The following is a 21,035-nucleotide window of genomic DNA, read 5'->3' as shown; positions in this document are numbered from 1 at the left end:
CCGCCCCGGCCCGGGGCGGCCTAAGCGAAGGAGCGCGACGACGATGAGCAAGGAGATCTTCGTGGCCTTCGGTGTCGACATCGACGCCGTGGGTGGCTGGCTGGGCTCGTACGGCGGGGAGGACTCCCCGGACGACATCTCGCGGGGTGTGTTCGCCGGCGAGGTCGGCGTCCCGCGCATCCTCGAGCTCTTCCGGCGCAACGAGCTCACCCAGACGTTCTTCTGGCCGGGGCACTCGATCGAGACGTTCCCGGAGCAGTTCGACGCCTGTGTCGCGGCCGGGCACGAGATCGGCGTCCACGGCTACAGCCACGAGAACCCGATCGCGATGAGCCGGGAACAGGAGCAGGCGGTGCTCGACCGCTGCATCGGGCTGATCGAGCAGAGGGCCGGGCGCCGCCCGACGGGGTACGTCGCGCCGTGGTGGGAGTTCAGCGGCGTCACGAACGAGCTGCTGCTCGAGCGCGGGATCACGTACGACCACTCCTTGATGCACCGCGACTTCGAGCCCTACTACGTCCGGGTCGGCGACTCGTGGACGAAGATCGACTACTCGGCGCCCGCGGAGAGCTGGATGGAGCCGCTCGTCCGCGGGGAGGAGACTGATCTGGTCGAGATCCCCGCCAACTGGTACCTCGACGACCTGCCGCCGATGATGTTCATCAAGTCCAGCCCCAACAGCCACGGCTTCGTCAACCCGCGGGACATCGAGCAGATGTGGCGCGACCAGTTCGACTGGGTGCACCGGGAGATGGACTACGCGGCGTTCACCATGACCATCCACCCGGACGTCGCCGGGCGCCCGCAGGTGCTGCTCATGCTGGAACGCCTGATCGAGCACATCAACGGGCACGACGGCGTCCGCTGGGCGACGTTCGACCAGATCGCCGACGACTTCCTGCGCCGCTCCCCGCGCACGGCTGGCCGGTCCTAGGTCCGGGCGCGGCCGGGCGTCCCCGCACCGCCGGCCAGGGCGGTGCGGGGACGCCGGGGAACCGGCCCCGATCAGGCGGCCGTGCCCACCATGCCGTGCGGATCGAGCACGTACTTGCGGGGCGCGCCCTGGTCGAACTCGGTGTAGCCGCGCGGTGCGTCCTCCAGCGGGATGACCGTGGCGTTGACCGCCTTCGCGATCTGCACCTTGTCGTGCAGGATCGCCATCATCAGCTGGCGGTTGTACCGCATGACCGGGCACTGGCCGGTGGTGAAGACGTGCGACTTCGCCCAGCCCAACCCCAGCCGGATGGAGAGCGACCCGGTCTTCGCCGCCTCGTCGGCCGCGCCCGGGTCCCCGGTGACGTAGAGCCCGGGGATGCCGAGGGCACCGCCGGCCCGGGTGATCTCCATCAGCGAGTTCAGCACGGTCGCGGGCGCCTCCTGCTGGGCCCCCTCGCCGTGTCCCCGGGCCTCGAAGCCCACGGCGTCCACGCCGCAGTCGACCTCGGGCTCGCCCAGGATCTGGGCGATCTGGTCCTTCGGGTCGCCCTCGGAGACGTCGATCGTCTCGCAGCCGAAGCTGCGGGCCTGGGCCAGCCGGTCCTCGATCAGGTCGCCCACGATCACGACCGCGGCCCCGAGCAGGTGCGCCGACACGGCCGCTGCCAGTCCCACGGGACCGGCGCCGGCGATGTACACCGTCGACCCGGTGGTCACCCCGGCCGTGTAGCAGCCGTGGTAGCCGGTCGGGAAGATGTCGGACAGCATCGTGAGGTCCTGGATCTTCTCCAGCGCCTGGTCGCGGTCGGGGAAGCGCAGGCAGTTGAAGTCCGCGTACGGAACCATGACGTACTCGGCCTGACCACCGGTCCACCCGCCCATGTCGACGTACCCGTACGCCGAGCCCGGACGGTCCGGGTTCACCGTGAGGCAGAGGCCGGTCCGGCCCTCCTTGCAGTTGCGGCAGCGGCCGCAGGCGATGTTGAACGGCACGCTGACGATGTCGCCGACGTCCAGGAACTCGACGTCGGGCCCCTTCTCCACGACCTCCCCGGTGATCTCGTGCCCGAGGACCAACCCCTCGGGAGCGGTCGTGCGCCCGCGCACCATGTGCTGGTCGCTGCCGCAGATGTTGCTGGTGACCGTCTTGAGGATGACCCCGTGCGGCGTCTTGCGGCCGACGTTGGACGGGTGCACCCCCGGGCCGCTCGACAGCTCCAGCTTGGGGTAGTCCAGGTCCGCGACCTCCACCTTGCCCGGTCCCATGTACCGGACGGCCTTGTTCCCTGCCACCGCGCTCCTCCTCTGGTCCTGGACGGCCCGCGTCGTGCGCGTCCCCTCCGTGGTCCCCCGCGCCGATCGGCGCGGACGTCTCTGCCGTCCGGTCGGGCGGCGCCGCGTCACCCACCGCTCCGGTCGCGGGGCGCGGTCGGGCGTGGCGGGGCGAGCCGTGCTGAGGGTCGGCGGCGAGGGCGCCCCACCAGGCTGACCGGCATCGGGACCTCCGCAGCGGTGCGACCAAGGCGTGATCCAGCTCACATGCCGGTCCCTCCCGTCCGCAATCGGGCACGGCACCGGTCCGCGCGGCGGCTACCCGATCCGCGGCTACCCACGACGCGGTGTGAGGGCGTCGACGCCGAGACGTCACCTCGCTCGTCGGGTGCAGGAGCGGCGCCCCCGACCCCGCACCGCGGTCAGGTGCGACCGACGCTGAGCACGGTCAGGTAGGCGGCCAGCCCCAGGGCGAGGCAGCCGGCGATCACCGGGGCGTAGGACCCGGAGGCATCGACGGTCGCACCGGCGAGCGGCGCTCCCACGGCCGAGCCGAGGCCGGCGCTGGTGTACAGCACCCCCAGCAGGCCGCCCAGGCGGGTGGTGCCGAAGCGCTCGGCGACGACCGCGGGACCGATCGCGACGAACCCTCCGTAGCCCACCCCGAGCACCACGGCGAAGGCGGCCAGCACGCCGTACCCGCCACCGACCCCCCACAGCGCGAAGCTCACGGCCATCGTCAGGAAGCACCCCTGGAAGGCGCGCAACGTCCCGGTCCGCGCGGCGACCAGTCCGAGCAGCAGCCGGCCGGCGGTGCTCGCCGCGCCGATCACCCCGACCAGCGCTGCCGCCGCGACCCGGTCGATCCCGGCCTGCTCGGCGTACCCGGGCAGGTGCACGAAGGGCACGAACAGCGCGACGGCCATGAGGCCCGACGCCAGGTACAGCCGCCGGTAGTCCCGGTTCCGGACGGCCTCGCGCAGCGTCAGCGCCGCCGGGCCGGTCTGCACCGGCGGGCGCTGCACGGCCGCGGCGCACACCAGCAGGACGACCGCGCCGGCCAGTCCGAGCACGAGGTGCGTGTTCCGCCAGCCCAGCTCGCCGATCAGGGCAGCCGCCAGGGGCGCGACGGTGAGCGTGCCCAGGCCGATCCCCGTCACCGCCACCCCGACGGCGATGGTCCGCCATCCCTCGAACCACCCGCTGACGACGGCGACCATCGGGACGTACGCGCAGGCCACCCCGATGCCCACCCCCAGGCCGTAGGTGAGCAGCCCGATCCACAGCTCGCCGGCCTGCGAGGTCGCGGTCAGCCCGGCCCCGAGCGCGACGCCGCCGATCAACAGCACCCGCCGGGGGCCGTAGCGGTCCACCGCGACGCCGCTGAGCGCGCCGAGGCCGAAGTAGGTGAGCGAGGTCAGCGCGAAGAAGGCCGACGTGGCGCCCCGGCCGGAGCCGAACTCCGCCGCCATGGGCTCGAGGAACGCGCCGAAGGAGTAGGCGATCCCGAACGACACGAACATGCCCGCGAACGCCGCGGCGACCATGACCCAGCCACGGCCCGTGTCGACGGCTGCCGAGGGGCGCATGGCGGAGGACGATACGAGATCGCCGCGGGTGCGCCCGGGAGGCCGGGCGTCCGGGGTCAGGGCTGCCAGCGTCCGCGGACGTCCTCGGCGAAGGCCGCGTACTCCCGGATCGGGAGCACCTCCTCCAGGGTCAGGTGGTGACTCATCGGTAGGGCGCCCATCACGACCTGGTCGAGCTGGTCGTGCGACTCGACGTCCAGGACGCCGATGACCCTGCGCTGCCCGGCGACCTTGTACAGGTTCTTGACGAGCCCCGCCTCCATCGCGCCGAGCGCCGCCTCCGTCTCCCGCTCCCACTCGTCCCAGAAGGCGTCCCGGTCCAGCCGGGTGTGGTCGACGCGGAGGCTGACGTAGAACAGCATCGGGGCGCTCCTGGGATCCGCACGGCGTCCGGCCGACGCCGGTTCTGCCGGGACGGCCGCAGTGTGTCCGCCCTCGCCCCCTCGGGACAAGAGGCCGGGCCCCGCGCCCGGGCACGGAGGGTCCGACGGCGCTCCGGGCCGGGGTGGCCAGGGTGGGACGTCGACGCGCGAGCGCTCGGGCGTCTCAGGCGCCTCGGGCCCGCTCCCCGCGCCTCAGCCGCGGTCGACCGGGCGGCGGAACAGCTTCCCGACCCGCGAGGGCGGTTGCTCCGCGGGCGGCCGGGGGCGCTGCCGCGCGCCCACGGCGTGCGCGCCGGCCGGCCAGGGCCGGGCGGCCTCGGTGAGCCGCTCGTGGGCGAGGTAGTGCTGCACGACGTCCGGGGCCGCTCGGTGACCGCGGGCGGCGACGTCGTGCCGCGCCTCCCACTCGCAGACCCGCTTCTCGAACGCCGTCATCTGCAGCGGATCCGGCGCCCGGCGCCCGCGCCCGGCCCCCGGTCCCCCCTGTGCGTTCTCCCTGGTGGTCATCCCGCCTCCTCGAGGCCGCTGGTGAGGACCACGGTGCTCCTCCGGGCGCCGCGGGGGCAGGGCGGAAGATCCCTGCCCGCTCCGCGCGGCCGTCCCACGCACGCGTGCCGGAACCGGCCACTCCGCCGAGCGCACCGTGGCGCGTGTCACCATCGCCCAGGCAGCAGGACCGCTCGCAGTACCGGCCCCGACGCTCCGAGCAGGCGGGCCCGGGCTCCGGACGCGCAGGACACCCAGTGGAGGGCGTGTGATGACGCAGGACCAGGGCCGCACGATCTACGTCGACGGGCAGTGGTGCCCGGCCGACGGAGGTGCCTCCTTCGACGTCACGGACCCGGCCACGGGGCAGGTCATCGGGCAAGCCGCGGACGGTGGCCGGGCGGAGACCGAAGCGGCGATCGCCGCCGCGGAGCGCGCGCTGCCGGCGTGGTCCGGGGCGACGGCCTACCAGCGCGCGGCCGTGCTGGCGAAGGCCGACGGCCTGATGCGCGAGCGCCGCAGGGAGCTGGCCGCGCTGATGACCCGGGAGCAGGGCAAGCCGCTCAAGGCCGCCATGAACGAGGTGGCGTACGCCGCGGACTTCCTGGCCTGGTTCGCCGAGGAGGCCAAGCGCATCGGCGGCGTGACGATCCCCTCGGCGCGGGCCGACCAGCGGTTCCTGACCATGCGCCAGGCGGTCGGTGTGGTCGCGGCCATCACCCCGTGGAACTACCCGATCTCGATGCTCACCCGCAAGCTCGCGCCGGCCATCGCGGCCGGGTGCACCTCGGTGCTCAAGCCGGCGGACCAGACGCCGCTCTGCGCGGTCGCGACGGTGCAGCTGCTCGCCGACGCCGGCGTCCCCGCCGGCGTGGTCAACATGGTCACGACCACCCGGGCGGCGGAGGTCGGCGACACGCTGCTGGCGTCACCGGTGGTCCGGAAGCTCACCTTCACCGGCTCCACTGCGGTGGGGAAGATGCTCGCCGCGAAGGCCGCGGCCACGCTGAAGCGGGTGTCGGTGGAGCTGGGCGGGCACGCACCGTTCCTCGTGTTCCCCGACGCCGACCCCGTCCGCGCGGCCAAGGGCGCGGCGCTGGTGAAGTTCCTCAACACCGGGCAGGCGTGCATCAGCCCGAACCGCATCTACGTGCACCGCTCCCTCTACGACACCTTCCTCACGACGCTCGAGCAGCGGATCGCGGCGCTCCGCATCGGCCAGGGCGACCAGGACGGGGTCACCATCGGCCCGCTCGTGGACGAGCGCGCCGTGGCGAAGATGGAGGCCCAGGTGCTCGACGCGCGCACCCGGGGCGCCCGGGTCGTCATCGGTGGCGAGCGGGTCCAGGTCGACGGGCTCGACGGGACGACCTTTTTCGCCCCCACGCTGCTGGCCGACGTGACGCCGGACATGCTCGTCTCCCGCGAGGAGACCTTCGGCCCGATCGCCGCGGTCACCCCGTTCGACGACGAGGACGAGGTCATCGCCCGGGCGAACGACACCGAGTACGGCCTCGCCGCGTACGTCTACACCAACGACCTGTCGACGGCGATCCGGGTGACCGAGCAGCTGCGTTTCGGGATGGTCGGGATCAACGACATCAATCCCACGTCCGCCGCGGCGCCCTTCGGCGGGGTGAAGGCGAGCGGCCTCGGCCGCGAGGGCGGGTACGAGGGCATCGACGAGTACCTCGACACCAAGCTCGTCGGCATCTCCGTCTGACGCCCCGCCGCCCGGGTGGCGGGGCGCGGCGGGGCCTGCGGCACCCGCTCCGCCGGGAGCGGGTGCCGGGCGGCGGTCACCTGAGGTGGTGCACCTCCTGGAGGCGGTGGACGGGGGTCGGGATCCGCTCGTAGCGCGCCTTCAGCTGCAGCGCGAGGTACAGCGAGTAGTGCCGCGACTGGTGCAGGTTCCCGCCGTGGAACCACAGCGCCTCCTGCTGGGTGGGCTTCCACATGTTGCGCTGCTCGCCCTCCCAGGGCCCGGGGTCCTTGGTGGTGTCCGAGCCGAGGCCCCACACCTTGCCGACCCTGTCGGCCACCTCCTGGCTGATCAGGTCGGCCGCCCAGCCGTTCATCGACCCGTACCCGGTGGCGTAGACGACGAGGTCGGCCGGCAGCTCGGTGCCGTCCTCCAGGACGACGGCGTCCTCGGTGAGGTGGTCGACGATCCCGTGGGCCAGCTTCACCTCGCCGTTCGCGACCAGCTCGGCAGCCCCCACGTCGATGTAGTAGCCGGAGCCGCGGCGCAGGTACTTCATGAACAGGCCGGAGCCGTCCTCGCCGAAGTCGAGCCAGAACCCGGCCTTCTCGAGCCGGTCGTAGAAGTCGGCGTCGCGCTCCTTCATCTGGTCGTACAGCGGGATCTGGAACTCGTGCATGATCCGGTACGGCAGCGAGGCGAAGATCAGGTCCGCCTTCTCCGTCGTGACGCCGGCGGCCAGCGCCTGCTCGGAGTAGAGCGCGCCGAGCCCGATCTCCATGAGGGTGTCGCTCTTGACGATGTGCGTCGAGGAACGCTGCACCATGGTGACGTCGGCGTCGTTCTCCCAGAGGGCCCCGCAGATGTCGAAGGCGGAGTTGTTGCTGCCGATGACGACCGCCTTCTTCCCGGCGTAGGCGTCGGGGCCCGGGTGCGCCGACGAGTGGTGCTGGTCGCCGCGGAAGACGTCCTGGCCGGGGATGACCGGGACGTTCGGCTTGCCGGACATCCCGGTGGCCAGCACGACGTGCGCCGGGCGCAGGGTGAGTGGCTTGCCGTGCCGCTCGACCTGGACGGTCCACTCCCCCTTCTCGGGCGAGTAGGCGGCCGTCGTGGCCACCGTGCTGCCCCAGTACGGGACCTCCATGACCGTGACGTAGGACTCGAGCCAGTCGCCGATCTTGTCCTTGGGTGAGAACACCGGCCAGTTGTCCGGGAACTTCAGGTACGGCAGGTGGTCGTACCAGACCGGGTCGTGCAGGCACAGCGACTTGTACCGGCCGCGCCACTGGTCCCCCGGCCGGTCGTGCTTGTCGACGACGAGAGCCGGCACGCCGAGCTGCCGCAGCCGGGCGCCCAGGGCGATGCCGCCCTGGCCGCCGCCGACGACGAGCACGTAGGGCTGGACGCTCACCCCCAGCTCGGCCTCCTCCTTCTCCCGCCGCTCCAGCCAGGTGAGGCGGTGCTTGTTCGCCCCGTGCTCGGCGCCCATCGGCCGAGCGGCGCCACGTGGCTCCTCGTGGCCCTTGAGCTCGTGCATCGTGGTGAGGAACGTCCACGCCTTCGGCGCACCGTCCTCCTCGACCAGGCGCACCAGCCCGGTGCCGCGGCCCACGGCTGTCTCGAAGGTGAACCACGCGGTGGTGACGCCGTCGGCCTCCTCGGGCGGCTCCGCCACGGTGAACGACGACGGGTCGGTGCGCTCCAGCGTCTGGGTCAGCAGGTCGCTCACGCCGGCCGGGTTCTCGACCGTGGTGATGTTCCAGCTGAAGGCGATCAGGTCGCGCCAGAAGCTGGTGGCGGCGAACATGCCGGCCGCACGCGCGACGTCGCGGGCGCGCAGCGCGTCGGCGAAGTCGGCGAGCCAGCGCTCGGCCCGCTGCGCCGGGGCCTGCGTGGTCGTGTCGAGGGTCTGCGTCATGGCTACCTCCCGCGGGCACGGGTCGACGTGGTGTGATGTGCAGCACAGCGCCCGGGGGTCGGCGGCGGAAGCGTTGCAGCGTGTTGCACGCGGCCGGGGCGAGGTGGAGGTGCGGCGTGACCGGCTACTCGGCGATCGCTCCCGGTACCGACCTGTCGCAGCACGCCCGCGTGCTGGTGCGCGTGCACGACGCGGTGATCGGGGGCAGCCGGCCGCCCGTCCGCCCCCGCGGGGTCGTCGCGCGCTCGTGGTCACGGGTCCTGGGCCTCGGGCTCGACCCGTCGCGCACCAACGCCCGCGAACCGCTGTGCCCCGCCGAGGTCGAGCGCCGACGCCGGTGCTCGCCCCTGCTGCCGGTGATCGGTGAGCTGCGGCAGGTCCTCGGCAGCGTGGCGGACGCGTCGGCCTTCCTCATGGTCGTCACCGACGCCGACGGCGTCCTCCTCTGGCGGGAGGGATCGGCCCGGGTGCGGCTGCGCGCCGACGCCCTGGGCTTCACCGAGGGCGCCCGGTGGACCGAGCAGACCGTCGGCACCAACGCCATCGGGACGGCGTTGGCCGAGGCGGCGCCGGTGCAGCTGTTCTCCGCCGAGCACTTCGAGCAGGCCCAGCACCCCTGGTACTGCACGGCCGCGCCGATCCACCACCCCGTCAGCGGTGAGCTGCTCGGCGTCGTCGACGTCAGCGGGCCCGCGCTGACCCTGCACCCGGTCATCGCGGCGCTCGTCGAGACCGCCGTCCGGCTGGCAGAAGCCCAGCTGTGGCGGCACCACGAGCAGCGCCTGGAGCGGTTGCGCCGCTCGGCCCGCGGCGTGCTGGCCACCGCCTCCGGCCCGCTGCTGCTGGTCGACGAGCACGGCTGGGTCGCGCACCGGTCGGGTATCGCCGCGCGCGACCGGGTCGCGGTGCCGCGCGATGGCACGGTGCTCGCCGTCCCGGGCCTCGGGCTGTGCACGCCCGAACGCGTCGGTGAGGGCTGGCTGGTCCGGCCGCACGACCCCGGGGACGCCGTCGCCGCCGAACTGGACCTCACCGGCCCACCCGTGCTCCGCCTCCGGTCGCGCGGTGACCCCTGGGTCACCCCGCTGACCCGCCGGCACGCCGACCTCCTGCTCCTGCTGCACCAGGCCGGCCGGGCGGGGCTGGGCGCCGACCGGTTGAGCACCGCGCTCTTCGGCGACACGGCGCACTGCGTCACCGTCCGGGCGGAGATGTCCCGGCTGCGGAAGGTGGTCGGCGGCCTGGTGACCACCAACCCCTACCGCCTGGCCGCCGGGGTCACGCTGACGGTGCTCCGCCCCGAGGAGGGCTGACGCGCACCGGCGACGGCGAGGCGGGCGGTCGGCCCCGTCGCCGTTGCGACCACCCGCCTCCAGGGGTGGGATGAGTCATGGCTGTGGCCCGGCACGGGCGTCCCCCGACCGGCACCGAGGACCGGGAGGACGGGACCGAGCGGTACGACGCGGACTCGCCGCACCGCATCTCCGCCGCGGGTTGGCGGGCTCTGCTGGCGCGAGCCGTCCGGCAGCTGCTCACCGATCGGCTGATGGTCCAGAGCGCCGGGGTGGCGTTCTTCGCCGTCCTGTCGGTCGCCCCGGTGCTGGTGACCGCCGTGTCGATCTACGGCGTCGTGAACACCCCGGGAACGGCGCTCGAGCAGCTGTCCGAGGTGGCGGACGTGCTGCCCGACGACCTCGAGTCGATCGTCGCCGACCAGCTCACGACGATCACCGCCGCGTCGGCCCAGGTGCTCACCTTCCGGGGACTCACCGGCCTCCTCGTGGCCCTCTGGACGGCGACGACCGCGATGACGTACCTCATCGACGGCGTCTGCATCGCCTACCACCAGACGGAGACCCGGGGTCTGCTGCGCCGCAGTGGCCTGGCCCTGCTCTTCGTGCTCGCCGGCGCCGTGGGGCTCGCCGGCCTGATCGCCGCGGCGGGGGTCGTCGGCGCCCGGCTCGCTGGCGCCCCCGGTCCGGTCCGCGCCGCCGCGTCGGTGCTGTCCTGGATTGCGCTGGCTGTGCTCATGGTGGCGGCCCTCACGGTCCTCTACCGGTTGGCCCCGGACCGCAGGGACGCGCGGTGGCGGTGGCTCACGGCCGGATCGGTGCTGACGACGCTGGTGTGGCTCGGCACCACCCTGGCCTTCTTCTCCTACGTGCAGAGCCTGGGCAGCTACCAGTCGACCTACGGCTCCCTCGCCGGCGTGGCGATCAGCATGTTCTGGCTGTGGACGACGGTCGCCCTCATCTTCCTCGGTGCCGCGGTGAACGCGGAGACCGAACGGCAGACCGTGCGCGACTCGACGGTCGGGCCGGAGCAGCCGCTCGGCCGACGAGGCGCCGTCGTGGCCGACAGCGCGCCGCCGTACCCGAACGACGGCTGAACCGGTACGCGCCGGCCCCTCCGGCATCCCGGTCACCCGCCCACCGCGCTCCCGGGACCCCGCGCCGACGGGCGCCGCAGCAGCACCCACGAGGTCCCCGGCCGCGCTACCGTCCGCGTCCTGGCCCGCTGCTGCAGTCCTTCCACGACGTCGTCCCGGAGGTGGACCGGAGGTGACCGCCGACCGCGAGGCCCTGCTGCGCTCGCTGTACGACGCGTTCGACGCGCGCGACATCGAGACGGTGGTGGCGGCGATGACGCCGGATGTGGACTGGCCCGACGGCTGGCAGGGCGGCCGGCTCGTCGGGCGTGACGCCGTCGGCCAGTACTGGGAGCGCCAGTGGGCCGAGATCCGGCCGAACCTGCGGCCGACCGCCGTCTCCGAACGCGGGGACGGCTCGGTCGAGGTCGGCGTCCGGCAGGTGTTCCGCGACCCCGGCGGTCTCGTCCTGGAGCGCTCCGACGTCCGCCACGTCTACACCTTCGACGGTCACCTCGTGCGGCGCATGGACGTCGAGCGGTAGCGGCCGACGAGGCCGGTCAGCGGGCTCCGGAGTCGAACTCCATCCACGCTCTCCGCCGGTCCTTCCGGGAGCGCGCCTGCGACATGGCCTCCACCCGGCGACGCTGCTCGTCGGTCTCGTTCCCCTGGGCGACGGCCCGCTCGGCCTCGTGCATCGCCTCCTCGGCCGCGGACTCCGCCGGCGTCTGCGGGGTCTCCTCCACCGGACTGGACTCCTCCCCCGGCTGCTCCGGTGACCGGTAGGGGCTCTCGGCCGGGAGGTTGCCGCTGATCCGGCCGTACGCGCCGAGCAGCAGCAGGACCAGGCCGACGACGGCCGAGAAGACCACGTTGCTGAAGCCGAAGGCGAAGACGTTGAAGTCGGTGCGCAGCACCGCCAGGTTGCCCAGTGCCGACACGAGGAACAGCACCCCGACGGCGATCATGACCGTCGAGGCGACCCGCGCTCCCGCGAGCGCGCCGCCGATCAGCACGAGCCCGACGATCACGGAGACGGTGGACAGCAGACCGTTCGTCGACATGCCCACCACCGATTCGCCAGTGGTCGAGAAGAACGGCAGCCCGCGGGCGAAGCCGAGTACCGCGAACACCAGCAGGACGACACCCACGACGCCCGCTCCCACGCGGTGCACCATGAGCACCCGGTTCCGCACGGCCCGCCGGTCCGCCGGCGACGGCGATGTCGTGGTCGATCGCTGCGGGTCACTCCTGCGGGTCATCGGAAGGGTCCCTCCCTCGGATACCGAGGCGATCGGCGCCTACGCCTCCTGACGTCCGTACCGGCCTGTCTCCGATGAACGAGCCGGGCGCCGGCGGAGTGCCCGCCCGAGCACCGGTCCGGGGCGATCGGCGCGGGAAGTCAGGCGCGCACCCGGTTCCCCGGCCGACGGCGGCGGGCGAAGAAGCGCTCGACCCGGCGCCACCGGTTCGGTGTCTTCTCGGGATCCATGACCTCCGACTCCGCCAGCGCCCGGTCGGCCGGGCCGAGCTGCGGCGGCTCGAACGGCACCAGCGAGCGGCCGGTCGGGCGGCGCAGTCGCTCGATGCCCCGCACCAGGGAGCCGGTGTCGGCGATCGCGGCGGTGACCTCCTCCGGCGCGCAGCCCAGGTGCTCGGCGATCAGCCGGTCCCGGAAGGCGACGATCGTGTCGGCCAGCCCGTCGGCCCCGGGCCGTCCCTCGACCGCCTCGATCGCCAGATCGCACTCGGTGTCCAGGCCCATCGAGCGGTTGTTCACGTTGCTGGAGCCGATGCGGAGCAGCCGGTCGTCGACGACGGTGATCTTGGCGTGCACGTAGATGTGCGCGCGCCGCTCGGTCACCGGGGTGTAGATCCGGAACCGGTCGTGCACGTCGGCCTCGCGGACGATCTCCAGCGCCCGGGCACGCGCGGTGCCCATCGCCTTCTCGGAGAGCCAGCCGTCGGCCGTCCAGGGGTTGACCACGACCACGTCGGGGCCGTCGGGCTCGCGCAGCCGTTCGGCGATCGCCTCGGCGATCCGCCGGCTGGCGAAGTACTGGCTCTCCACGTAGAGCGCCCGGCGGGCACCGGCGATCAGGGCCAGCCACAGCAGCTCGACCTCGTGCACCAGCGGTGTGCCACCGTGCTCGGGCCGGGTGCGGGAGATCGCCACGTCCACGTCGGTGAGCAGGGGCTCGACACCCTCGGGCCAGTGGTCCCGTTCCTCGGGCAGGGGCTCGAGGCGCTCACCGGTGCCGCTCTCCCACCGTTCGCGGGCCAGCTCGGCGAGAGCCCGTGCGGCAGGGCCGGTCATGATGCTGGTCGCGTCGTGCCACGGTCCGGTGAGCCGACCCGGTGCGGGCCCGGTCGCCGGCCGGCAGCGGTGCGGGTTGTCATCGGCGTGGTCGGAGGTGTCCCAGCGGTCCGCGGTGACGTCGATGCCGCCGGCGAACGCCAGGGAGTCGTCGATCACCACGATCTTCTGGTGGTGCGCGCCGCCGACCGGGTGGTGGGTGTCGACGGCGAGGGTGAGCCGTTCGGGGGCGCGCCGGTCCAGGAGCACGATCGGCTTCAGCCCCCGGCCGAGCGCGCGCAGCATCCCCAGGTCCCACTGCAGGACGCCGACGTGCAGGTCCGGGTTCTGCTCCACCGCCCGCTCGAGCACGTCGCCCAGCCGGTCGTCCTCGGGCCGGCCGCCGTCCAGTGGGTCGAGCCGGATCCGGGGATCGAAGTCCCAGCCGATGAACAGCACCCGGCGCCGGGCACCCAGCACGGCGCGCTTGAGGGTGGCGAAGTACCCGGCCGCGTCGACGAAGACCGCGAACCGGGTGGCCTGCTCGATCCGCCAGCAGGTCTCGCCGGGGACCAGCAGCCGTGCGCCCTGCTCGGGCGCGCCGACGTCCCCACCGCGCGGGGCGGAGAGCCTGAGCCCGGGATCGGTGCTCGCCTCGCCGCCGCCCGTCACACCGGCAGTCTGCCCGGCGGCGAAGGCGCGGACCAAGCCTCCCCCCTCCGGACGCCCGATCGGGTCCTCGGCCGCGGCGCTCCACCGGCGATCCGGCCCGGTCGGGGCCTGCTCCCCGCCGGCACCGGCTCGGCCACCTCGTCGGGGTGCCTGCCCCGGGCGACCGGATCCGCGCCCGCGACGGGACGCCGTTTTCTGTCGGCATCCCTCACCAGCATGTCGTGGCGGCACCGGTGGGGAACGAGCCCGCGGGTGCCGTCCATGGCGGTTCCCGCACGCAGAGGAGGACCAGTGAGGATCGTCGTCACCACGCCCACCGGTTCCGTCGGCTCGCGCGTCGTGCGCCTGCTGCTGCAGGCCGGGCAGCGGCCGACGCTGCTGCTCCGGGACGCCGGCCGGCTCGACCCGGCCACCCGCGCCCTGGTCGACACGGTCGAGGGGGACCAGCGCGACCTCGACGTGGTGCTGCGCGCGACGGAGGGGGCCGACGCCCTGTACTGGGTCAACCCGCCCACGGACGACGACGACCCGATCGAGGCCCAGCGCCGGCTGGGCCGGATCGCCGCCCGCGCCGTGGTCGACAACGGCATCACGCGCACGGTGTTCCAGAGCAGCGTGGGTGCGGAGAAGCGCACGGGTGCCGGGGACATCGACGGCCTGGCCGCCACCGAGGTGGCGCTCGACGGCACCGGCGCCTCGGTCACCCATCTGCGCTGCGGCATGTTCTTCACCAACCTGCTGCTCGACCCGGGCCTCGACGAGGGCGTCTTCCGCGTCGCCCTGCCGGTGGGCATGCCCCTGCCGTGGGTCGACCCGCGGGACGTCGGGGACGTCGCCGCCGTGCGCCTACTGTCCACCACCTGGTCCGGGCGGCACGTCCAGGCCGTCCACGGGCCCGAGGACCTCAGCTGGGCCCAGGTCGCGGACGTCGTGGCCGCGGCGACCGGACGCTCCGTTCGCGTCGAGCGCGTGCCCGACGACACCATCCGAGCCGGGCTGCGGGCCGCGGGCCTCACCGATCCCCAGGTCGAGGCGATCCTCGGCATGAGCACCGGTCTCCGCGACGGGTTCGTCCCGGAGGACCGCCAGAGCGTCGTGACCACGACGCCGGGCACGCTCGCCGCCTGGGCGTACGAGCACCTGAACCAGCGGGCCTCCTAGGCGCTCGCGGGGTGAGCACCGGGGCGGCGCGACGGCGGGCGGGGTGGCCGCTTCGCCACCGGCCCTTGGTGCCCGCCTCCCTGGCGGCCACTGGAACACCTCACGGCCGAGGAGCGCTGGCGCCGACGTGACCGACATGTCCCCGGGGCTGTCCCTGCTCGACCGTTCCCGCACCCGGATCGGCGAGCCCGACGCCGCGGCGCTCCAGGGCAGCGTCGCGCGCGCCGTCCACGCCGAGCAGCTCGGGTTCGAGCGGTTCTGGGTCGCCGAGCACCACGGGGTGCCGGGGATCGCCGGCGCCGCCCCGGCGGTGGTGCTGGCCGCCGTCGCCGGCCGGACGACGACGATCCGGCTCGGCTCGGCCGGCGTGATGCTGCCGCACCACCAGCCGCTCGTCGTCGCCGAGCAGTTCGCCACCCTGTCGGCCTTCGCGCCGGGCCGGGTCGACCTGGGGCTGGGCCGCTCCCCCGGGTTCACCGCGCCGGTGCGCCGCGCCCTGCGGGAGGCCGACCGGGACTTCCCGGCCGATCTCGCCGAGCTGCACGCCTACCTCACCGGCGCGGCGGAGATCACCCTGCACCCGCAGCCCGTCGGCCCGGTGCCGCTGCACGTGCTGGCGACCGGGCGCGGGTTGCAGGTCGCGGCGGAGCTGGGGCTCCCCGTCATCGTCGGCGGCCCGCTGCTGGGCCTGGCCGGCGACCCCGAGCCCGGGCTGGCCGCGCTGGCCGAGTACCGGCGCACCTTCCGGCCCTCCAGGCAGCAGCCGGAGCCGCGCGTCGCGATCAGCCTCGACGTGCTGGTCGCCGACACCCCGGCGGAGGCCGCGGACCTGCTGCTGCCCGAGGCGTGGGCGATGGCCCGGGCCCGCACCACCGGCATCTTCCCGGCGCTGGAGCCGGTGGCCGCGGTCCGCGCCGCGCACCGCACCCCCCGTCAGCAGCAGTACGTCGAGGAGACGGCTGCGGCGGCGATCGCCGGCACGCCCGCCCAGGTGGAGAGCAGGCTGGCGGAACTGCTCGACCGCACCGGGGCGGCCGAGCTTGTGGCCGCCGGCAGCACCTTCGACCGGGCGGCCCTGGCCGCCTCCGACGCCGCCCTGGCGGCTGTGCTCGGCCGGCGGCCGGTGCCGGCCGGCGCCGGCACCGGCTCAGGAGGTGGGCCCGCCCCGTCGGGCCGCCCCGGGTCGGCTCAGAACGCCGGCAGGACGGCGCCGGAGTAGTTCTCCTCGATGAACTGACGCACCTCGTCGGAGTGCAGCAGCTCCTCCAGCGCGACGATCCGCTCGGCGTCCTCGTCGCCGCTGCGGACCACGAGCAGGTTCGCGTTCGGGTTGCCCTCGGCCTCCTCCAGCGCGAGGGCGTCCTCGGCCGGGGAGAGGTCGGCGTCGATCGCGTAGTTGCCGTTGATCACCGCGGCGTCGACGTCGGCCAGCGAACGCGGCAGCTGTGCGGCCTCGACCTGCTGGATCTCCAGGCCCTTCGGGTTGCCCTCGATGTCCAGGGCCGTCGGCGCGGATTCCCCCGTGTCGGCCAGGGTCAGGAGGTCGTTGGCCTCGAGCAGCCGCAGGGCGCGGGCGGCGTTGGTCGGGTCGTTCGGGATCGCGACCGTACCGCCGTCGGGGAGGTCGGCCAGGGTGGTCAGCGAGGCGGAGTAGATGCCCAGCGGCTCGATGTGCACCGGCTCCAGCGCGGTGAAGTCGTAACCGGCGCTGGCCTCCTGCTCCTCCAGGTAGGGCACCGTCTGGAAGTAGTTGGCGTCCAGTGAGCCGTCGTCGAGGGCGACGTTGGGCTGCACGTAGTCGGTGAACTCGATGATCTCCAGGTCCAGGCCGGCGTCGTCGGCGAGCTCCTCGTCGACGAACCGCAGGATCTCCGCGTGCGGCACCGGGGAGGCGCCGACGCGCAGGGGCTCGTCCGCCGCCGACAGCTCGGCGTCCCCACCTCCGCAGGCGGTCAGGCCGAGCAGCGTGGCGGTGGCGACGGCGGCGAGGGTGGTCCGGGTGGGGCGGAGCATGTGCGGGGTTCTCCTAGCGAGAGGTCGGGTGGTGCGGAGGATCAGGCGTGCGCGAGCCGTCGGGCCCAGCGGTCGCCGGCCCACTGGAGCAGCTGGACCAGCACGAGCAGCAGGACGACGGTGACCACGGTGATGTCGGTGCGGAACTGCTGGTAGCCGTAGCGGATGGCGAAGTCGCCGAGGCCGCCGCCGCCGATGGCGCCGGCCATCGCCGAGTAGCTGATGAGAGCGACGACGGTGACCGTGACGCCCGAGACCAGCGACGGCAGCGCCTCGGGCAGCAGCACCGTGCGGACGACGTCGCGCCGGCGGGCGCCCATGGCCAGCGTCGCCTCGACCTTGCCGTGCCCGACCTCCCGCAGGCTGGTCTCCACCAGCCGGGCGAGGAACGGGATGGCGCCGATGGTCAGGGGCACGATCGTCGCCGTCGACCCGATCGTGGTCCCCACGATGCCCCGGGTGACCGGGGCGACGAGCACCAGCAGGATGATGAACGGCAGCGACCGCCCCAGGTTGACCACCAGGCCGAGGACGCGGTGCAGCACCGGGCTCGGGGAGAGCGCGCCCGGTGCGGTGACGGTGAGCAGCACGCCGAGCGGGACGCCGAGCAGCACGGTGAGCAGCGTGCTCACGCCCACCATGTACAGCGTCTCCCACGTGGCATCGGCCAGCTGCGGGGCGATCCGGTCCCAGTTGCTCACCGCTGCACCTCCGGGGCGTCGAGGAATCGGGGCTCGTCGGGTCCGTCCGGCGGCCCGGCCGCCGGCTGCTCCGGCTCCCGCCACGCCGCCGGCTCGTCGCCGGGGTGGGCGCGCTCGACCAGGGACCCGCCGTCCCGGAGGCGCAGGAGCGCGGGGTCCAGTCGCCCGTCGTCGCCGGTGACCGAGAGCAGCAGCCGACCGAAGCGGCGGCCGGCGACGGTCTCCACCGACCCGCCCACCACCTCGACGTCGAGCCCCAGCTCGCCGGCGAGGGTGCGCAGCACCCGGCCCTCCGGTGCGGCGTCGGTGACGGTGACCCGGACCAGGTCGCCGGCCCGGCCGGCGACGGGTGGGGCCGGGAGCAGCTGGGCGGCCAGCGGTGACCGGGGGCGGGTCAGCACCTCGGTCAGCGGGCCGCCGTCGACGACCCGGCCGCGGTCCATGAGCACCGCGCTGTCGCACACCGCCCGGACCACCGCCATCTCGTGGGTGATGAGCAGAACGGTCAGGCCCAGGTCGGTGCGCACCTGCCGCAGCAGGTCGAGCACACCGGTGGTGCTCGCGGGATCGAGGGCGCTGGTCGCCTCGTCGCAGAGCAGCACCTTCGGCCGGGCGGCCAGCGCGCGGGCGATCGCGACGCGCTGCTTCTGGCCACCCGAGAGCTGCGCCGGCCGGGCGGCGTGCCGGTCGCCCAGGCCCACCAGGTCCAGCAGCTCCGCCACCCGGCGGCGGCGGTCGGCCCGGCCGACGCCGGCGAGCTCCAGGGGGTGCTCGACGTTCCCGGCGGCGGTGCGGGAGTCGAGCAGGTTGAAGTGCTGGAACACCATGCCGACGGTGCGTCGGGCACGCCGCACGCCGTCGGCGTCGAGGTCGGTGAGCGGCTGACCGTCGACGACCACCCGCCCCGACGTCGGCCGCTCCAGCAGGTTGACCAGCCGGGCGAGGGTGCTCTTGCCGGAGCCGCTGGGGCCCACCACGCCGGCGAACTCGCCGTCGGCGACCGACAGGCTCACGCCGTCGACGGCGACGACCTCGGGTGCCCCCCGGCGCGCGGGGAAGACCTTGCGGACGTCGGACAGCTCGATCACGGGGGCCTCTGGATGGCTCGGCGGGGCAGGGCGCGGACGGGGCCCGGACCGGCGCGGTGGCGCACGCCGACGACGGGCGGCGCGCGGTGTCTCCGCGAAGGTGGGCGGCGCGGCGCGCTAGAGCAGGCTCGCCGTGCGCAGGAGGTCGACGGCGCGACGACGCGTCAACGCAACACTCCTCGGCACCCGTCGAGCATGCCGCGCCGGTCGGCCGGCTGCCAGCGGGGCGGGCAAATGTGAGAGAACGCTCAACCACATGGTCGTGCGGTTCAGCGATCGACCAGCGGAGACGTCGCCTCGGCGCTCGCCGCCGCCCGCCGCGGAACCCCCGGCTGGAGCGCGTCGATCAACCGGTCGTCGAGGGCCGCCGCTCCCCCGGTGACCACCACGGTCGCCGTCCACTCGGTCAGCTCCGTGTTCTGGCCCTGAACGGGTCGGGCCGGCCCCTGCACCCGGAGCGTCGACCAGTCCGGGTCCGCTCCCGCAGCGGCCGCCATCACCCGCAGTTGCCCGCGGAGCCCGGCGGTCACCCGGTCCCGGTCGGAGAACGGCACAGCAGCGGCAGCGCGGTACATCATCGCCCCGAGGTCTGCCCATTTCGGCTGCCCACTACACGTATTCAGCGCCCTCGTCACCCCGCGGCACCCCGCCGGTAACCGCGCGTCGGCGGAACGGCTCAGATGAACGGCACCACGACCGCGACGGTGAGCACCGCCAGGCCGAGCGACAGGTGGCGGTAGTTCTTGTACCAGGGCTTGCCGCGGAGCTCCCCGGACTCCTCGCGCCACGTCTGCCGGTCGAACACCACCTCGGCGATCTTCTCGCGGTCCGGCGCCTCGGTGGACAGCGTGATGGCCACCAGGGTGACCACGCTCAGGAGGAGCATGATCCCGGTCGCGTACAGGAACTGGACGCCGTACAGCTCGAAGATCTCCCCGGTGACGAAGCCGATCACCCCGATGGGGACCACGACGACCAGCGTCCAGAAGGCGGCCGGCGCGGTGGCGCGCTTCCAGAAGATGCCGCCGAGCAGGACAACGACGATCGGCATCGTCACGTAGCCGAGGAACGACTGGAAGTACTGGACGATCGTGTCGAACTGCAGGATGACCGGCGCCCAGGCCACCGCGATGAGCATGAAGATGCCGACGAGCACCCGGCTCATCAGCAGCAGCCGCTTCTCGCTGTACTCCTTGTCACGGGTCTTGACGAAGTCGTTGATCACCAGGCTCGCGGCCCCGTTCAGCACCGAGTCCAGGGTGGACATCAGGGCGGCGAGCAGCGCGGCGACGATCAGCCCGCGCAGCCCGACGGGGATGAACTCGAAGATCAACGAGGGCCAGGCGAGGTCCGGATTCTCCAGGTCGGGGAAGACGTCGCGGGCGAGGATCCCGGGGAAGATCAGCAGCACGAGCAGCGGCAGCTGCATCAGGCCGGCGAACAGCGCCCCCCACCTGCCGTGGTCCAGGTTCTTCGCCGCCAGCACCCGCTGGACGACGACGTGGTTGGCGACCCACACGTAGAAGCCGAGCCAGATCGCCCCGGTGAAGATGCCCGGCCACGGCAGGAAGTCGTCGTCGGGCGGAGGCGCGATGGTGAAGCCGTCCTCCGGCGCGAGCTCGGGGAACACCGACCACTGGAAGTCGAACTCCCGGAACACGATCACGAAGATGATGCCGGCCGCCAGGAACAGCAGCACGCCCTGGATCGTGTCGGTGATCATCACCGCCCGCAGCCCGCCGAGGATGACGTACACGCCCGCCAGCACGGCGATCGCCACGATGTGCACGATCATCGGGACGTCGGGGAACAGCAGGTTCAGGACCAGCGCGCCGGCGATCATGCCCCCGGCCGAGTCGATGAGCATGCCCGTGAGCACCGTGAAACCGGAGAACGCGTACCGGGAGCGCCGGTCGTACCGCCGTTCGAGGAACTCCGGGACGGTGCTGATCTTCGACTGCAGGTAGATCGGCAGGATGAGCACCGCGAAGACCAGCAGGACGAGCGTTGCCATCCACTCGAAGTTCCACACCGCGATCCCGGTGTCGTAGCCGGCTCCGGCCAACCCCAGGAACTGCGTGCCCGAGAAGTTGGTGACGATGAGCGAGAAGCCCACGAGCGGCCACGCCATGCCGCGGCCGGCGAGGAAGTAGTCGTCGGAGTCCGAGGTCCGCCGGGACACCCAGTAACCGATCCCGATGATCATGACCACGTAGGCGCCGATGACCACGAGGTCAACGGTCGCGAGGTCGAATTCGGGCATGGCACCGCCCTCCCCCTGCGCCTCGTCGCGCATGGTCCAAGTTGGCGGATGAGCGGGCCTGCCGCGACTCGGAACCGGGTCGCCCCGGCGCCGCCGTCCGGCCGGTCAGCCGGGAGCGAGCAGCGCCACCACCTGGCAGCGGATCTCGAGGTCCTCGCGCGCGGTCACCACCACCGTCCGCACC

19 protein-coding genes are annotated in these 21,035 nt (G+C 73.5%); 7 read left to right on the top strand and 12 right to left on the bottom strand.

The features are described 5' to 3' along the window. The first annotated feature begins 43 nt into the window (after positions 1 to 43). Positions 44 to 934, top strand: a complete 891-nt coding sequence (locus ACI8AG_RS00960; RefSeq protein WP_456595556.1) for a polysaccharide deacetylase family protein — start codon at positions 44 to 46, stop codon at positions 932 to 934. A 71-nt stretch (positions 935 to 1,005) separates the two neighbouring features. Here ACI8AG_RS00960 and fdhA read toward each other — a convergent pair whose 3' ends face one another. From fdhA to ACI8AG_RS00940, 4 genes are all read right to left on the bottom strand, one after another. Continuing rightward, positions 1,006 to 2,229 (bottom strand): formaldehyde dehydrogenase, glutathione-independent, encoded by a 1,224-nt coding sequence (gene fdhA / locus ACI8AG_RS00955; RefSeq protein ID WP_456595555.1) that lies wholly within the window; start codon positions 2,227 to 2,229, stop codon positions 1,006 to 1,008. Between the two features lie 401 nt (positions 2,230 to 2,630). Continuing rightward, positions 2,631 to 3,797, bottom strand: a complete 1,167-nt coding sequence (locus tag ACI8AG_RS00950; RefSeq protein ID WP_456595554.1) for an MFS transporter — start codon at positions 3,795 to 3,797, stop codon at positions 2,631 to 2,633. Positions 3,798 to 3,853: 56 nt separating this feature from the next. Further along, positions 3,854 to 4,159, bottom strand: coding sequence for a muconolactone Delta-isomerase family protein (locus ACI8AG_RS00945; RefSeq protein WP_456595553.1), 306 nt, complete (start codon positions 4,157 to 4,159; stop codon positions 3,854 to 3,856). A gap of 213 nt (positions 4,160 to 4,372) precedes the next feature. Beyond that, the gene (locus ACI8AG_RS00940; RefSeq protein WP_456595552.1) at positions 4,373 to 4,687 is read right to left on the bottom strand and encodes a hypothetical protein; all 315 of its coding nucleotides are present in this window, start codon (positions 4,685 to 4,687) and stop codon (positions 4,373 to 4,375) included. 250 nt (positions 4,688 to 4,937) lie between these two features. Here ACI8AG_RS00940 and ACI8AG_RS00935 point away from each other — a divergent pair, with 250 nt between their 5' ends. Then, the gene (locus tag ACI8AG_RS00935) at positions 4,938 to 6,389 is read left to right on the top strand and encodes an NAD-dependent succinate-semialdehyde dehydrogenase (RefSeq protein WP_456595551.1); all 1,452 of its coding nucleotides are present in this window, start codon (positions 4,938 to 4,940) and stop codon (positions 6,387 to 6,389) included. A 76-nt stretch (positions 6,390 to 6,465) separates the two neighbouring features. Here the strand turns inward: ACI8AG_RS00935 and ACI8AG_RS00930 are convergent, their stop codons facing one another. Then, positions 6,466 to 8,289, bottom strand: a complete 1,824-nt coding sequence (locus ACI8AG_RS00930) for an NAD(P)-binding domain-containing protein (protein ID WP_456587966.1) — start codon at positions 8,287 to 8,289, stop codon at positions 6,466 to 6,468. 116 nt (positions 8,290 to 8,405) lie between these two features. Between ACI8AG_RS00930 and ACI8AG_RS00925 the strand changes: the two genes are divergently transcribed. The 3 genes from ACI8AG_RS00925 (at position 8,406) to ACI8AG_RS00915 (ending at position 11,201) form a co-directional block, all read left to right on the top strand. After that, a complete protein-coding gene (locus tag ACI8AG_RS00925) occupies positions 8,406 to 9,602 on the top strand; it encodes a GAF domain-containing protein (RefSeq protein ID WP_456595550.1) in 1,197 nt (398 codons plus the stop codon). A 77-nt stretch (positions 9,603 to 9,679) separates the two neighbouring features. Continuing rightward, positions 9,680 to 10,678: a YihY/virulence factor BrkB family protein gene (locus ACI8AG_RS00920; RefSeq protein WP_456595549.1), complete on the top strand. Its 999-nt coding sequence runs from the start codon at positions 9,680 to 9,682 to the stop codon at positions 10,676 to 10,678. Positions 10,679 to 10,850: 172 nt separating this feature from the next. Next, positions 10,851 to 11,201, top strand: a complete 351-nt coding sequence (locus ACI8AG_RS00915) for a nuclear transport factor 2 family protein (RefSeq protein ID WP_456595548.1) — start codon at positions 10,851 to 10,853, stop codon at positions 11,199 to 11,201. Positions 11,202 to 11,217: 16 nt separating this feature from the next. On the opposite strand, the gene ACI8AG_RS00910 is transcribed toward ACI8AG_RS00915, so the two are convergent. After that, the gene (locus ACI8AG_RS00910; RefSeq protein ID WP_456595547.1) at positions 11,218 to 11,919 is read right to left on the bottom strand and encodes a DUF4383 domain-containing protein; all 702 of its coding nucleotides are present in this window, start codon (positions 11,917 to 11,919) and stop codon (positions 11,218 to 11,220) included. Positions 11,920 to 12,059: 140 nt separating this feature from the next. Beyond that, positions 12,060 to 13,625, bottom strand: coding sequence for a phospholipase D-like domain-containing protein (locus ACI8AG_RS00905; protein ID WP_456595546.1), 1,566 nt, complete (start codon positions 13,623 to 13,625; stop codon positions 12,060 to 12,062). 291 nt (positions 13,626 to 13,916) lie between these two features. On the opposite strand from ACI8AG_RS00905, the gene ACI8AG_RS00900 reads away from it, so the two are divergent. Both ACI8AG_RS00900 and ACI8AG_RS00895 read left to right on the top strand, forming a co-directional pair. Then, positions 13,917 to 14,786, top strand: a complete 870-nt coding sequence (locus ACI8AG_RS00900; RefSeq protein ID WP_456595545.1) for an NmrA family NAD(P)-binding protein — start codon at positions 13,917 to 13,919, stop codon at positions 14,784 to 14,786. Positions 14,787 to 14,922: 136 nt separating this feature from the next. Further along, a complete protein-coding gene (locus ACI8AG_RS00895) occupies positions 14,923 to 16,005 on the top strand; it encodes an MsnO8 family LLM class oxidoreductase (protein WP_456595724.1) in 1,083 nt (360 codons plus the stop codon). On the opposite strand, the gene ACI8AG_RS00890 is transcribed toward ACI8AG_RS00895, so the two are convergent. The 5 genes from ACI8AG_RS00890 to ACI8AG_RS00870 all read right to left on the bottom strand — a co-directional run bounded on the left by ACI8AG_RS00890 (position 15,975) and on the right by ACI8AG_RS00870 (position 20,851). Next, positions 15,975 to 16,799, bottom strand: coding sequence for a MetQ/NlpA family ABC transporter substrate-binding protein (locus ACI8AG_RS00890; RefSeq protein WP_456595544.1), 825 nt, complete (start codon positions 16,797 to 16,799; stop codon positions 15,975 to 15,977). The genes ACI8AG_RS00895 and ACI8AG_RS00890 overlap by 31 nt on opposite strands. A gap of 41 nt (positions 16,800 to 16,840) precedes the next feature. Then, complete coding sequence (locus ACI8AG_RS00885; RefSeq protein WP_456595543.1) at positions 16,841 to 17,500, bottom strand: methionine ABC transporter permease; 660 nt, start codon at positions 17,498 to 17,500, stop codon at positions 16,841 to 16,843. Then, positions 17,497 to 18,588, bottom strand: a complete 1,092-nt coding sequence (locus ACI8AG_RS00880; protein WP_456595542.1) for a methionine ABC transporter ATP-binding protein — start codon at positions 18,586 to 18,588, stop codon at positions 17,497 to 17,499. Before ACI8AG_RS00880 ends, ACI8AG_RS00885 begins: the two co-directional genes overlap by 4 nt. Positions 18,589 to 18,857: 269 nt before the next feature. Beyond that, positions 18,858 to 19,166, bottom strand: coding sequence for a hypothetical protein (locus ACI8AG_RS00875; RefSeq protein WP_456595541.1), 309 nt, complete (start codon positions 19,164 to 19,166; stop codon positions 18,858 to 18,860). Positions 19,167 to 19,264: 98 nt separating this feature from the next. Next, positions 19,265 to 20,851: a sodium:solute symporter family transporter gene (locus ACI8AG_RS00870; protein WP_456587980.1), complete on the bottom strand. Its 1,587-nt coding sequence runs from the start codon at positions 20,849 to 20,851 to the stop codon at positions 19,265 to 19,267. Positions 20,852 to 21,035: the final 184 nt, after the last annotated feature.

The sequence above is a fragment of the Blastococcus sp. SYSU DS0552 genome, assembly GCF_054050815.1.
The sequence above is the reverse complement of the archived record's forward strand: the minus strand, read 5'-3'. Positions and strand labels throughout refer to the sequence as shown.